This window comes from Streptomyces stelliscabiei, from assembly GCF_014873495.1.
Lineage (GTDB): Bacteria > Actinomycetota > Actinomycetes > Streptomycetales > Streptomycetaceae > Streptomyces > Streptomyces bottropensis.
In genome coordinates, this window is record NZ_JADBGF010000001.1 from 7,767,445 (window position 1) to 7,781,269 (window position 13,825).

Genomic DNA, 13,825 nt, shown 5'->3' on the forward strand with positions numbered 1-13,825 from the left:
CTCCGTCATGGAATTCATCAAGCAGCAGCCCAGCAGCAAGGCCCCGGCGGACTGGTTCACCGGCGACGTGTGGTGGGACGTCATCGTGGCCGGCCAGGCCCCGTCCAGGATGCGTGCCAACCTGGTGCGCTTCTCGCCGGGCGCCCGCACCAACTGGCACTCCCACGCCCTGGGCCAGACCCTGCACGTCGTTTCCGGCATCGCCCTGATCGGCACCCGGGACGGCACCGTCTTCGAGGCCCACCCCGGCGAGACCGTCACGTGTCCGCCGAACGAGGAGCACTGGCACGGCGCCACCCCCGACCGGTTCATGGAGCACATCGCCCTGTGGGAGGGCTCCGGCGACGGCACTCCAGAGACCGCCTGGGCCGATCCGGTCACCGACCAGCAGTACAACGGCCCCCGCACCCGCAACCAGTAACCCCGCCCCTCGATCACACACCCCGGGCCGACACGGGATGTCACGGTGTCCCGGGGGAGGGGCCGTGTCGGCGACCTGCTCGGAGCGAACGATCAGTCCGCCACACGCGACGACGTGGTGAGCGACGCGGACGCACCCATAAGCGGGGGGCGACGCGGTTCTGTCCCGCCTCGCCCCGTGCGCAAGTGCCCCCGATGACGTGGGCCACTCGCTCCTGACGGAGCGTAAAGGGGGAGGAAAGTCTCCCTGCCACGAGTGTTGCCGGTGGTGCAAGACTTCCCGCGAGACCAGCCCCCTGTCGAGGTGAGCGGTCACCGATGCCCGTGGTGGCGACGATCCCGCCTGCCGTCCCTCTGTCGTGCACGACGGATCCGTCCGTGATGCGAAGGCGTACGTATGTCTGCTGAACTCCCTGAATTCGACGTTCCTCCCCCCACCGGAGCCGACGAGTCCTCCTCGGCACCCAGTCGGCGCACGTTCATCGCAACCAGCACCGCGGTCGGCGGTGCCGTGGTCGCGGGCGGTGTGATCGGCGGGACGATCTTGGCCGACGCGCAGGAGGTGAGCGCTGCCGAGGCGCCGCCCTCCAGTCGCGTCTCCCTGACGGTCAACGGCACCCGCCGGACCGTGACGGTCGACAACCGCACCTCTCTGCTGGACCTGCTCCGTGAGCACCTCGGCCTCACAGGCTCGAAGAAGGGCTGCAACGCCGGTGCCTGCGGGGCGTGCACCGTCCTGGTCGACGGGCAGCGGCACAACGCCTGCCTGACGCTCGCGGTGCGTCTGGAAGGCGCTGAGGTCACGACGATCGAGGGCCTGGCCGAGGGCGATCAACTCCACCCACTGCAGCAGGCGTTCATCGACCAGGACGCCTTCCAGTGCGGCTACTGCACCCCCGGACAGATCATGTCCGGCGTCGGCTGCATCCAGGAAGGTCATACCGGTTCGCCGGAGGAGATCCGCGAGTGGATGAGCGGCAACATCTGCCGCTGCGGCTGCTACGTCAAAATCGTGCGCGCGGTCGGGCAGACCGCCGGCCGGAAGTGAGGGCCTGATGTATCCCTTTGGCTTCACCAAGGCGTCCGACACCCATGAGGCGCTCAACGCCGGCCGACGCGGCGGCCGTTACATCGCCGGCGGCACCACGCTCGTCGACCTCATGCGTGAGACCGTCGAACGCCCCGAGACCCTGGTGGACATCACCGGCCTGCCGCTGCGCGAGGTCACCGTCACCGAGCGCGGGGGCCTGCGTATCGGCGCTCTGGTGACCATGTCCGAGGCCGCCGCCCACCCCAAGGTGCGCACCCTGTACCCCGTCGTCTCCGAGGCGCTGGAGCTGAGCGCGTCGGCCCAGCTGCGGAACATGGCGACCATCGGCGGCAACATCATGCAGCGCACCCGCTGCACGTACTTCCGGGACGTGACCGCCGCCTGCAACAAGCGTGAGCCCGGCTCGGGCTGCGCCGCGCTGCACGGCTTCAACCGCACCCATGCGATCCTCGGGACCTCCGACGCCTGCGTGGCCACGCACCCGTCCGACGCGGCCGTGGCCTTCGCCGCCCTGGAGGCCCGGGTGCACCTGCTGGGCCCGGACGGAGCACGCCAAGTCCCCTTCGCCGACTTCCTTCTGCGTCCCGGCAGCACACCTCAACGCGAACAGGCCCTGCGTAAAGGTGAGTTGATCACGGCGGTCGAGATCCCCGCACTTCCGCGCCCGCTCAGGTCCGGCTACCTCAAGGTGCGGGACCGGCAGTCCTACGAGTTCGCCCTGACGTCGGCGGCCGTCGCGCTGCACGTACGCGGTGGGGTGATCCGCGAGGCCAAGGTCGCCGCCGGGGGAGTGGGCACCGTGCCCTGGAAACTGCCCGCCGTCGAGCAGCACCTCCTCGGTGAACGCCCCTCGGGGGCCCTCTGGTCGGCCGCTGCCGCCAAGGCGGCGGACGGCGCCCGTCCCCTGCAACACAACCGGTTCAAGGTCGAGCTGCTCAAGCGCACTGTCGAACGCCAGCTGCGCGTCGTAGGAGGTACCAAGTGAGCCCCCAGCCGCAGGCAGCCGTGGGTGCGCCGCTGTCCCGGGTGGACGGCCGGCTCAAGGTCACGGGCAAGGCGTTGTACGCCGCCGAACACGATGTCGACGGGTCCGTTCACGCCGTCATCGTCGACGCGGCCATCGGCCTCGGCCGCATCATGTCGATCAACAGCGGCGCCGCCGAAGCCCTTCCGGGCGTACTGAAGGTGATCCACCACCGCAATGCGCCGAAGCTGCCGTACCGCGACAACTCCGGCTCCAACAACCCGCCCGGGCGCAGGCTGCGGGTCTTCCAGGACGACCGGGTGCTCTTCCACGGCCAGCCGGTCGCCGTCGTGGTCGCCACCACGCTGGAGGCCGCCCAGCACGGCGCGAGCCTCGTCAAGGTCGGCTACGACGCCGAACAACCCTCGACCGACCTGACCGAGGCCGAACCGGACGAGCCGACCAACTACGCGCGCGGCGACGCCGAAGCGGCCCTGCGCTCGGCGGCCGTACGGCTGGACCTGACATACCGCACGGCCCGCAACCACCACAACCCCATGGAGCCGCACGCCACCATCGCCCGCTGGAACGGCGACAGGCTCACCGTGTGGGACAAGACCCAGTGGGTGGTGGGCACGCAGACCGAACTCGCGGCGGTGTTCGGCCTGGAGACGGACGCAGTGCGGGTCATCTCGCCGTTCGTCGGAGGCGGTTTCGGCACGGCGCTGCGCTGCTGGCCGCACGTGGTCGTCGCCGCGCTGGCCGCCCGTGTGACGAAGCGCCCGGTCAAGCTGGTCCTCAGTCGCCAGCAGATGTACCTCGGGACCGGTTTCCGGCCCTCGTACGAGTACCGCCTGCGCCTGGGCAGCGACCGGCGTGGCCGGCTGTCCGCCGCCGCGCACGAGCTGGACGCCGAGACGTCGTCGTACGAGAAGTTCACCGAGTCCATCCTGGCAGCCGGGCAGATGCTCTACAGCATGCCCAACGTGACCCAGAGGTACCGGACGGTGCCGCTGGACCTGCCCACACCGCTGTACATGCGCGGCCCCGGCTTCCAGACGGCGTCCTTCGTCATCGAGTCGGCCATGGACGAGCTCGCCCACAAGCTCGGCGTCGATCCGATCGAGTTGCGTCGGCGCAACGAGCCGAACGAGGACGAGTCGAGTGGGTTGCCGTTCTCCACCCGCCGGCTGCGGGAGTGCTACACCGTCGGTGCCCGGGAGTTCAGCTGGCACCGCCGCAACCCCAGGCCCCGCTCGACGCGTGAGGGGGACTGGCTGATCGGCAGGGGCATGGCCGCCGGCGTCTACGACACCGCGCGCATGCCCGCCCAGGCGCGAGCCCGCTTGGACGCCGACGGCACCGCCGTGGTGGATGCCGCCGCGACTGACATGGGACCGGGCACGTACACCTCCCAGACCCAGGTCGCCGCCGACGCCCTCGGGCTGACCGTGCGCACGGTCACCTTCCGGCTTGGGGACTCCCTCTACCCGCCGACCCCACCGCACGGCGGCTCGATGACCATGGCCAGCGTCGGCTCCGCCACCCTCGACGCCTGCAACAAGGTCCGCCGCCAGGCGATCCAACTGGCCGTCGAGGACCGCGAATCACCGCTGTACGGCGTACCGGCCGCCGACATCGTCGTACGGGGCGGGCGGCTGCACGTGAAGAACAATCCGGCCCTCGGTGAGACGTACCAGCGGCTGTTGGCCCGCAACGACCGCGCCCACCTGGAAGCGGACGGCTCCTTCGCGCCGCCCTCGGGCCCGGAGCGGCACTCCTTCTACGGCTACAACGCCACCTTCGCCGAAGTGGCCGTCGACGCGACGCTCGGCCTGGTGCGGGTACGGCGGGTACTCGGCGTGTACGACGCGGGCCGCATCATCAGCCCCAAGCTCGCCGACAGCCAGGCCCTCGGCGGCATGGTCGGCGGCATCGGCACAGCCCTGCTGGAGCACACGCTCACCGACCACCGCGACGGACGCATCGTCAACGCCAACCTCGCCGACTACCTGGTGCCCGTCAACGCCGACATCCCCGACCTCAAGGCGATCTACCTGGACGGCGAGGACCGCGAGGCCGACCCGCTCGGCGTCAAGGGACTCGGCGAGCTCGTCATGATCGGGGTGGCGCCCGCCATCGCCAACGCGGTCTTCAACGCCACCGGCCGCCGCATCCGCGAACTGCCCATCACCGCGGAGGCGTTGCTCTGATCCGCGGACTTCGGTCCGGCGGGATGCACACCGCTCGTCCGGCAGGCCGCCCCGTCCTGCCCGGAGGCTGCCGGACCTCCCAGGACCGCCGCCGCGTGACGTTTCCCCGCGTCGTGGCGGCGGCCCGCTCGCCTTCCCGTCCTTGCCCTGCCGTGGAGAACTGCCATGCTGAACATCGCGGACACACTGCACCGCTGGTGCCGCGAGGCACGCCCCTTCGCCCTGGCCACCATCGTCGGCGTGCGCGGCAGCGCCCCTCTGCCGGTCGGCACGTCGGTCGCGGTAGACGAAGACGGCAACGCCGTCGGCAGCATCTCCGGCGGCTGCGTCGAGGGAGCGGTCTACGAACTGTGCCGGCAGGTGCTCCGTGACCGGCGCACTCCGCAGCGGGCCTGGTTCGGCTACTCCGACGACGACGCCTTCGCCGTCGGTCTGACCTGCGGCGGCGAGCTCGACGTCTTCGTCCAGCGCATCGATCCCGCAGCCCAGCCGCACGTGTCCACGGCCCTCTCCGAGATCGCTCAAGGGCGACCGGTCGCCGTGGCACAGGTCGTGGACGGCCCGGAGCGCCTCCTCGGCTCCACGCTGAGCGTGCTCGGCGGCGGCCATGCCGCCTACGGGCGCGTCGACGGCGGTCCGGCGGACCGGGCTGTGGCCGACCGGGCCAGGGCCCTGCTGCGGGCGGGCCGCACCGTCCGCATCGACACCGGCGGGCAGGCAGACGAATGCCCCGAACGGCTGTCCGTCCTCGTCCACGTCCATGCCACCCGGCCGCGCCTGCTGGTCTTCGGCGCCGTCGACTTCGCCGCAGCCCTCAGCCAGGCCGGCCGCTTCCTCGGCTACCACGTCACCGTCTGCGACGCCCGCCCCGTCTTCGCCACTCCCGCCCGCTTTCCGCACGCGGACGAAGTGGTCGTCGACTGGCCCCACCGCTACCTGGAACGCACCGGCGTGGACGAGCGTACCGCCGTATGCGTCCTCACCCACGACGCCAAGTTCGACATCCCGCTGCTTCGCCTGGCCCTCGACCTGCCCGTCGCCTACGTCGGGGCCATGGGCTCGCGGCGCACCCACGACGAGCGCATGCGCCGCCTGCGGGAGCAGGGCGTCACGGAGAACCAGTTGGGCCGGCTGCGTTCCCCCATCGGCCTCGATCTTGGAGCCTCCACACCCGAGGAGACGGCCGTCTCCATCACCGCGGAGATCATCGCCCAGGCCAACCACGGCACAGGCAGACCCCTGACCCGGATCACCGGCCCGATCCACCGGCCGTCGGAGTCGGCGAGTCACCGGTAGGCCGGCCTCACGAACCGACAAGGGTTCATTGTCCCCATTGTCCCTCTGCGAGCAGCCGTCGGCCTGGAAGAAACGAGGCCCTGGCGTTCTCGATGGAGTGCAGAGGTACGGCTTCATCGGGTGCACCGGTCGGTCAGCCCGAAAGCCCACAGGTTTGCCTGCCGTGCCGACGGGCCGTGCCGGGGCAGCTGATCGTGGCCGCCTGTTCCGTCCCGGAGAGAAGGGACGTGCTGCACGCCGTGACGCTCGTTTGACGCTCTGGCCTCCCGCAGGCGGCACAGCGAGCGGAGAAATGGCCTCTGACCTGGCCTTTTCCGAGACCCGTTCAAGCCGACATCTTTCCGATGACGCATCATGTGGAGTGCGTGGCGATTCTTGAGCCGGCAGCAAAGGGCCTCTGAACTGCGTTTTCTCTGGCGTGTTCGGTCCTTGACGGTACGTCCGACCTGTTTCCGGGTGCGCACGACGTGGAGCCTGTCAGGTGACTGGCGAATGCCTTCGACCTGTGGTTGTGTGCATGGGCATGTTCGATGAGGGATCCGCAGCCCGCTCTTCGCGGGGACGGTGAGACGTCATTCCGACGCTCATCTGACGCTGATCCTGACGGGGTATCAGCGCAGTGACCCGTTGTTCACACCCGCCGGAATCCTTGACCTCGACTCGATTCTCGGAGGGTGGAGTCCGGTGCTGAGGTAGACGTCAGAGCTGTGTCGGGAGGATGCTCTCGAGAGTCCGTCCGCAGTCAGTTGTGCGGTGGCGGTGCCTGTGCTGTGGTCAGTTGCGTTGCCAGGGCGGTGAGGCGTTCGGCCAACGCGCCGGCGTGGGATCTCGTCATGGCGGTGAGTTCGATGGTCGCCGTCGCGTGGCGGAGTGGTCTGAACCGGACGGCGGGGTGTGACGCGGACGCGGTGGCGGGCACGACGGTGACGCCGAGGCCGCATTCGACCATGGCGATCTGTGAGGTCACCGACCGTGCCCAGTGGTTGGGGACGGGGCTGAAGCCGGCTGCTCGGCACAGGGCCGCCATGGCGTCGTGGTAGTCGGGTGAGATATGTCGGTGCAGCCACACCCACGGAGCGCCCGCCAGGTCCGCCAGGTCCAGGGAGCCGGAGGCTTCGGCGGCTGGGTGGGAGACCGGCAGGGCGGCGACGAACCGGTCGGCGTAGAGCGAGGTCGCCGTGGTGCCGCGTACGGGAGCGGTCTGGCGCACGATCGCCCAGTCCAGCGAGCGGTTGAGGAGCCCTGCCGCGGCCTCGTGGGTGTCGATCTCCTGAGTGCGGATCTCGACGTCCGGCAGGGCCTCGTGGAACCGCTCCAGTACGAGGGGCAAAGGCCAGGAGAAGGCCGAGGCGACGGCGCCCAGGCTCAGTCGTCCGCCGCGCCCGGTGGCGGCCTGCCGGGCGGCGGTCTCGGCTTCCTCGGCCTGCCGGATCAGGGTGCGGCAGTGGTCCAGGAACACGGCTCCGGCGGGGCTGAGGGCGGCCGACCGCTGGGTACGGTGCAGCAGTTGACAGCCGAGCTGCTGTTCGAGCTGCTTGATCGCCTGGGACAGCGGTGGCTGGGACATCTGCAACCGCTGTGCCGCGCGGCCGAAGTGGAGCTCTTCGGCGACCGCGACGAAATAGCGGGCCTGGCGGATCTCGACCATGATTCGCGCAGCCTCTTACTGATAGAGGAAATCAGACCTTCCGAATATAGCCGGTGGCTGTTGAAGTGGAAGCCATGAGCAACTCATCTCTCCTGGACCGCTTCGTGGCGCTCGACTCCGCCGCGGTCAGCGACGCGCTCGACCAGCTCGGGCTTCCCTCCGGAGTCGGCGGCATCCGCCCGGTGTGGGGCCCGGCGGCAGTGGTGGGATTCGCCGTCACCGTGGGGCTCGAACCGCGCACCGAAGGCCCGGCCGGAACCCACATCGCCACCACGGCCGTCGAGGGCGCGGACGACCGGAGTGTGATCGTCGTCGACAACCAGGGCCGCACCGACGTGTCGTGCTGGGGCGGCATCCTGAGCCTGGGCGCTTCGCTTCGTGGTGTGCGCGGCGTCGTCGCCGACGGCGTGTGCCGCGACGTGGCGGAGGCCCGTGAGCTGGGCTTCCCGGTGTTCTCGCGGGGGGCGGTCCCGGCCACGGCGCGGGGCAGGCTGCAGCAGCGCTCCACCGGTGAGCCGGTCGGCGTCGCCGGGCTCACGGTCGCGCAGGGCGACGTCGTCCTCGCCGACGAGACCGGACTCGTCGTCGTCCCGCGGGACCGGGCCGGGGAAGTGGCCGAGATCGCCACCGCGACCGTCGCCCGGGAGCGCGCCATCGCGGACGAGGTGCGCGCGGGCGCGCCCCTCTCCCGGGCCATGCACGACGCCCGCCTCGCCGGAGAGAAGGAGTCGGTCCGATGAGTGACCCCACCGCCACCTCGAGCCTCGTCACCGACCTGTCCACCGCGTCGGTCTCCGACGCCCTCGACTCGCTCGGGCTCCCCGGATCCCTCCACGGCATCGGCGCGCTGCGCCAGGGCCAGCGGATCGTCGGGCCGGTCTTCACCGTCACCTACGAACCGGTCGACGAGGCCGGAGGCACGGTGGGCGACTTCCTCGACGACGTCCCCGCCGGCGCGGTGATCCTGATCGACAACTCCGGCCGCACCGACTGCACGGTGTGGGGCGGAATCATGAGCCAGGCCGCCCACGCGCGCAGCATCGCGGGCACTGTCATCCACGGCACCTGCCGAGACGTCGCCATCGCGACCGACGCCGGCTACCCGATCTGGTCGGTCTCCCGGTTCATGCGCACCGGCAAGGACCGCGTCCGGGTGTCCGCGGTGCAGACGGCCGTCACCGTCGACGGCGTCCTCATCCATCCCGGCGACATCCTCGTGGCCGACGACGACGGCGCCGTGGCCGTCCCGGCCGCCCGCTGGGACGAGGTCGCGGACATCGCCCGCCGTATCGACCGAGTGGAAGAGGCCATCGTCGAGGCCGTCCGCGACGGCGCCACACTCGCTGAGGCGCGTGCGCGGCACGGCTACCACTCGCTCCAGACCCGGAAGGACCCCTCGTGAGCACGCACGACCTCGCCCGAGGCCACTCCAGCGCGACCCTGTCCGAGGCGTCCGGACTCCCCGTGGCCCTGTCCCCCCAGATCCGGTCGCTGTGGGCCGGTGCCCGGCTGTGCGGCCCGGCGTTCACCGTGCAGGGCGCCGGCGGCGACAACCTCGCCCTGCACCACGCCGTACTGCGGGCCCCGTGCGGGTCGGTCCTGGTCGCCGACCTCGGCGGCGCCCGCTTCGGCCACTGGGGCGAGATCCTCACGGTGGCCGCCCGGCACCGCGGGATCGCAGGGCTCCTCATCGACGGCGGTGTCCGTGACGCGGCGGAGATCGAGGGGCTCGGCTTCCCGGTCTTCTCGCGCAACAACTCCATCCTCGGCACCCGCAAGGACTTCCGCGGGGTTCTCGGGCGACCCGTCCAGGTCGGCGGCGTCACGGTCCACACCGGCGACCTCGTCGTCGGCGACGTCGACGGAGTCGTGACGCTCCCGGCGTCCGACACCGAGCGGATCCTCGACCGCGCCGACGCGCGCGTGGCCCACGAGAACGAGCTGATGCAGCAGCTTCGGGAAGGCCGCAGCACCCTTGACCTGTACAACAACTTCGAAGCTGCCGGGCGGTGACGACACCGATGACGGACAACCCGATCTTCGCTGTGGCCGCCCAGGCGGAAGCGCTACGGGCTCAGGGCGCGGACGTCATCACGCTCGCCGCCGGTGAACCCCAGGCGGCCAGCAGTGCGGCGGTGGTGGAGGCCGCCGTGGCCGCGGTCCGCGACCCCGCCACCCACCACTACGGGACGGCCCAGGGCGACCCCGCCCTGCGTGCGCTTGTCGCCACCACCGTCGCCGGTGACACCGGGCTCCCCTGGAACGTGGACGATGTACAGATCGCCCTCGGAGCGAAGCACGCCCTCTTTCTTGCTACCCAGGCATTGATCGACGCCGGTGACGAGGTCCTGGTCGCCGCGCCCGGCTGGCCCGGGCACGCCGAAGTCGTCGCCGCCGCCGGCGGTGTCGCCGTCCCGGTCGCCACCGACGAGGCGTTCCGGCTCTCGGCCGAGGCACTCGACAGCTGCCGTGGCCCGGGCACCCGGGCGTTGATCCTTTCCAGCCCCGGCAACCCCACCGGCGCCGTCCACCCCGAGGCCCGGCTGAGAGAGATCGCCGACTGGGCGCAGCAGCACGGCATCTGGGTCATCAGCGACGACATCTACCGGGCGTTCGACTACACGGGGACCTACCAGTCGATCCTGCGGGTGGCCCCGCGGCTGCGCGGCCGTACCGTCGTCGTCGGCGGAGTGTCCAAGGAACACGCCATGACCGGCTGGCGCGTCGGCTGGCTCGCGGCGCCGCCGGAGGTCATCGCCTCGGCGCGACGGCACGTGTCCCGCACCATCACCCACGTCCCGACGATCAACCAGCGGGCCGCTCTCGCCGCCCTGGGCGACACCGGCACCCCTGTCGAGGCCACACGCGACTACCGCCGCCGGCGCGCGCTGCTGGTGGAAGCGCTGAACGGGATCGACGGCATCGACTGCCCGCTGCCCGACGGCGGCATGTTCGCTTTCCCCGACGTCAGCGGACTGCTGCGCGACCGCGGCTGGACCAGCAGCGCCGACCTCGCCGCGTGGCTCCTCGACGCGGTCCATCTCGCGGTCGTACCCGGCGAGGCGTTCAACGCCCCCGGACGTATCCGGGTGTGCTTCGCTCTCGACGACGACACGCTGATCACCGCGATCGAGCGACTGCGGACCGCCTGCGGATCCACGGTGCATGAGACGGCCGCACAACAGCTGGAGGAGGTCCGATGAGCCCGGTGAGGAAGCTCGAACGCTTCACGCTCCCCCTGACCGTCAGCGCGACCCGCGTCGAGGTGTCCGGCCTCCACCGCGGTGGGACCGGCACGCCCCTGGTCTTCCTGCACGGCTTCGGCTCGACGAAGGAGGACTACGCGGACGTCGTCCACCAGACCGCGCTGGCCGACCGGCCCGTACTGGCCTACGACGCGCCCGGCTGCGGCGCCAGCACCTGCGCGGACCTCGGCGCCGTCTCCATCCCCTTCCTCGTCTCCGTCGCCGAACGGGTCCTGGAGGGTCGGCAGATCGACCGGTTCCACGTCGTCGGGCACTCGATGGGCGGCCTGACCGCACTCATGCTCGCCGACGGCGATCCCGGCAGGGTCGCGAGCTTCACCAATATCGAGGGCAACATCGCACCCGAGGACTGCTTCCTCAGCCGCCAGATCGTCACCCACGCCCACGACGATCCCGACGAGTTCCTGGCCCGGTTCGCCGAACGTGTCGGCGGCTCCCGCTTCTACGGTGGCGCCCTGTACGCGTCGAGCCTTCCCCACAAGGTCCGGGCCGCAGCGGTCAAAGCCATCTTCGCGTCCATGGTCGACCTCTCCGACCACGGCAAGCTGCTCGACCGGTTCCTCGGGCTTCCCGCGCCGAAGCTGTTCATGTACGGGGAGCAGAACAACACGCTGTCCTACCTCCCCGCCCTGGCCGAAGGCGGCGTCGAGCTCGCCGAGATCGAGCACTGCGCCCATTTCCCGATGTACTCCAACCCGCCGCAGATGTGGGCCCGTATCGCGGACCTCGTCTCACGCGCGGACGCCGGCGCCTGACGGCTCGGGCCGTGGGACGACGTCGGCCGTGCGGGCGGCGACGTCCAGGGCTCCGGCCCGACAGCCTCCGCCTCGTGAACAGCCCGGAAGTCCGGACTCGGGCACCGGCCTGAGCGTGGCCTGCCGTCGAGGACGCCAAGGGCGAGCTGCTGAGATCGGACCCCGCGCCGGCGCCCGAGCGTACTCGCCGCGCACGAGGTGATAGCGACCGTCCGCCGGAGTCATCGCGTACCGGCCGTGACGCTCGTTTGGCGCTCCGGACGTTCAACGATCCGTCGTGTGGCCCGGAAAACCCTACTGACCTGCGGTTCCTCTCGACCTTGCCGGCGTGACGTGTTTGCGATGACGTCCCACGTGGAGTGCGTGGCGGTTTTGGAGCCGGTGTCAAAGGGATCTGACCTGCAGTTTCTCGGGTTTTCTCAACGCGGTCGGTAGTGCCTGAGTTGTTTCCCGCACAGCATGATGTCAAGCGTGTCGTATCCCTCGCTGACGTCGTTTGACCTGGCGTTGCGCCGGGTCTTTGCCGGGATGGTGGGGGAGTTCCGGTTTCCGTCGCCACGGGGGGACTGTCCGCCGTTTCGACGCTTGTTTGACGCTCGTTCTGACGAGCCGTCACTGCAGGTCTGACCGCTCCAGGACGAGCGCCGGCCGCCCGACGCTGTGTCGGCGCGGCTGCGGTTGCGTATGCCGACAGAAGTGGCTGAGCGGACGCGCAGGCCGGGCTTCCCAGCGGCAGCGGCGGACGCGAAGGTCCGCCCGCCGGGTGTCCGGTGGGCGCGGGGGTCAGGGGCACGCGGCGCGGGCAGCAGCTTCTACGCGTCCCGTGGGTGAAGTGGTACACCGAGCGCAAGCCGACAGCGTACGAGCACGCGTGGGAGATCCGGGATGCCCACGCCTACCACGAGTACGAGGACGCGGAGTTCGCGGCGGTTCCGTACGGTCCTGCACGGGCGGGTGTGGACGCACGCCGAGGGACCGGTGACGCTGTTCGACCAGTCGGTGGGCTGGTTGCGCCGTCACCGGGTGCTGCTGCCTGGGGTATCGGTGCTTGCCCGGAGGTGTCGGAGGCGCGGAAGGCTGCGGAGAAGCGGCTGCACGCCACGGTCGCAGGGCCGCGCGGCGGGCGGACCCGGCGTTGCCCGGCGACTTGGTGGCGATGCTGAAGACGCGGGAGGGCTCGCGGTTCTCGGAGCTGGAGCGGTTGCACCGGCCGCCGACGCGGATGACGCGCACCGCGTTCGCCCGCGCGCTGGAGCGCGCGGATGAGATCAGTGCGTATCGGCTCGCCGGCTGAAGCTGTCTCAGTTCCCACCTGACCGCATGGCGGCGCCGGCCCGGTACGACGGAAGGCCACGAGCTCCGCGAGGAGGACATCGCCCGGCTGTCCCCGCTCAAGCACGCGACCTGAAACTGCTCGACCGCTACAGCTTCACCGCCTCGACCCCTGCCGCCGGTGCCCTGCGCCCGCTGCGCGACCCGGACGCGCCGGAGCTGGACGAGAACGACGCGTCGGCCGCCGACCGACGGGACGCGCCGGGGACTGCCTGGCCTGGGGCCCCGACGCCGACCGCCCCGCAGCAGTGGTGTGGGCGGTCGGATCCCGGGCTGTCAGGCGGTGACCCTGCCGAAGAGGTGGTTGGCAGGAGCATCCGGGTCGTTGCCGTAGAAGAACTCGGTGAGAACCTGGTGGAATTCGGCGCGGTCCAGCCCACCGGAGCCGTCCCTGTCCAGAGCGGCGAAGACCGTGGCGCAGTCCTCGCCGGGCACACCGGCGACCGAGTCGAACATCTGCTGGAACTCGGCCTGGTCGATCTTGCCGTCCGCGTTGAGGTCGACGAGGTCGAAGAAGCAGTCGGTGACCGGCGCGATCTGCTGCGGATAGAGGGCGGCGTCGGTCAGGACGCTCCTGAAGCCTTCGGTCATCTCCCGCAGATCGACCTTCCCGTCACCGTCCTGGTCCATCGGGGCGATCACATTGGTCCAGAACCCGTCCATTCCCTCGATGAGTCGGCGGGCGGTCGCGGAGTCCGGCGCTGTGTCTCGGGCGGCGATGTAGCGCTCGCTCATCGCGCGGACGTCTTGCTGGGTGATGAACCCGTCGCCGTCGACGTCGGCGCCCCTGAACCACTGGCCGTACTTGAGGTCTTGAAGTGCAGTCACGACTGCGCACAGTATTCATCTGATTACGCAATTGCAAAACGGGGGTGGAGCC

General features: G+C 70.6%; 12 protein-coding genes and 1 pseudogene. 11 read left to right on the forward strand and 2 right to left on the reverse strand.

Annotated features, from left to right (window positions below; translation table 11 throughout):
- Positions 1–7: 7 nt before the first annotated feature.
- From H4687_RS34410 to H4687_RS34430, 5 genes are all read left to right on the forward strand, one after another.
- Positions 8–421 carry a (R)-mandelonitrile lyase gene (locus H4687_RS34410; RefSeq protein WP_046917644.1) on the forward strand — a complete coding sequence of 138 codons (414 nt, stop codon included), beginning with the start codon at positions 8–10 and terminating at the stop codon, positions 419–421.
- Between the two features lie 396 nt (positions 422–817).
- Complete coding sequence (locus H4687_RS34415; RefSeq protein WP_046917645.1) at positions 818–1,468, forward strand: (2Fe-2S)-binding protein; 651 nt, start codon at positions 818–820, stop codon at positions 1,466–1,468.
- A 7-nt stretch (positions 1,469–1,475) separates the two neighbouring features.
- On the forward strand, positions 1,476–2,456 hold the full coding sequence (locus tag H4687_RS34420) for an FAD binding domain-containing protein (RefSeq protein WP_046917646.1): 981 nt from the start codon (positions 1,476–1,478) through the stop codon (positions 2,454–2,456).
- Positions 2,453–4,648 (forward strand): xanthine dehydrogenase family protein molybdopterin-binding subunit, encoded by a 2,196-nt coding sequence (locus H4687_RS34425; protein WP_050399296.1) that lies wholly within the window; start codon positions 2,453–2,455, stop codon positions 4,646–4,648. Before H4687_RS34420 ends, H4687_RS34425 begins: the two co-directional genes overlap by 4 nt.
- Before the next feature lie 165 nt (positions 4,649–4,813).
- Positions 4,814–5,944 (forward strand): XdhC family protein, encoded by a 1,131-nt coding sequence (locus tag H4687_RS34430; protein WP_050399297.1) that lies wholly within the window; start codon positions 4,814–4,816, stop codon positions 5,942–5,944.
- 742 nt (positions 5,945–6,686) lie between these two features.
- On the opposite strand, the gene H4687_RS34435 is transcribed toward H4687_RS34430, so the two are convergent.
- The gene (locus tag H4687_RS34435) at positions 6,687–7,592 is read right to left on the reverse strand and encodes a LysR substrate-binding domain-containing protein (RefSeq protein WP_050399298.1); all 906 of its coding nucleotides are present in this window, start codon (positions 7,590–7,592) and stop codon (positions 6,687–6,689) included.
- A 74-nt stretch (positions 7,593–7,666) separates the two neighbouring features.
- On the opposite strand from H4687_RS34435, the gene H4687_RS34440 reads away from it, so the two are divergent.
- From H4687_RS34440 to H4687_RS48535, 6 genes and pseudogenes are all read left to right on the forward strand, one after another.
- On the forward strand, positions 7,667–8,332 hold the full coding sequence (locus tag H4687_RS34440; protein ID WP_050399299.1) for an RraA family protein: 666 nt from the start codon (positions 7,667–7,669) through the stop codon (positions 8,330–8,332).
- Positions 8,329–8,994, forward strand: coding sequence for an RraA family protein (locus H4687_RS34445; protein WP_050399300.1), 666 nt, complete (start codon positions 8,329–8,331; stop codon positions 8,992–8,994). Before H4687_RS34440 ends, H4687_RS34445 begins: the two co-directional genes overlap by 4 nt.
- A complete protein-coding gene (locus H4687_RS34450) occupies positions 8,991–9,605 on the forward strand; it encodes an RraA family protein (RefSeq protein ID WP_050399301.1) in 615 nt (204 codons plus the stop codon). Before H4687_RS34445 ends, H4687_RS34450 begins: the two co-directional genes overlap by 4 nt.
- Positions 9,606–9,613: 8 nt before the next feature.
- Positions 9,614–10,795 carry an aminotransferase class I/II-fold pyridoxal phosphate-dependent enzyme gene (locus H4687_RS34455; RefSeq protein ID WP_050399302.1) on the forward strand — a complete coding sequence of 394 codons (1,182 nt, stop codon included), beginning with the start codon at positions 9,614–9,616 and terminating at the stop codon, positions 10,793–10,795.
- On the forward strand, positions 10,792–11,613 hold the full coding sequence (locus tag H4687_RS34460; protein ID WP_050399303.1) for an alpha/beta fold hydrolase: 822 nt from the start codon (positions 10,792–10,794) through the stop codon (positions 11,611–11,613). Before H4687_RS34455 ends, H4687_RS34460 begins: the two co-directional genes overlap by 4 nt.
- An 827-nt stretch (positions 11,614–12,440) precedes the next feature.
- Positions 12,441–12,975 (forward strand): annotated as a pseudogene (locus H4687_RS48535) (DUF4158 domain-containing protein); the annotation flags it as partial.
- Between the two features lie 246 nt (positions 12,976–13,221).
- Here H4687_RS48535 and H4687_RS48200 read toward each other — a convergent pair.
- Positions 13,222–13,773 carry an EF-hand domain-containing protein gene (locus H4687_RS48200; RefSeq protein ID WP_046919845.1) on the reverse strand — a complete coding sequence of 184 codons (552 nt, stop codon included), beginning with the start codon at positions 13,771–13,773 and terminating at the stop codon, positions 13,222–13,224.
- Positions 13,774–13,825: the final 52 nt, after the last annotated feature.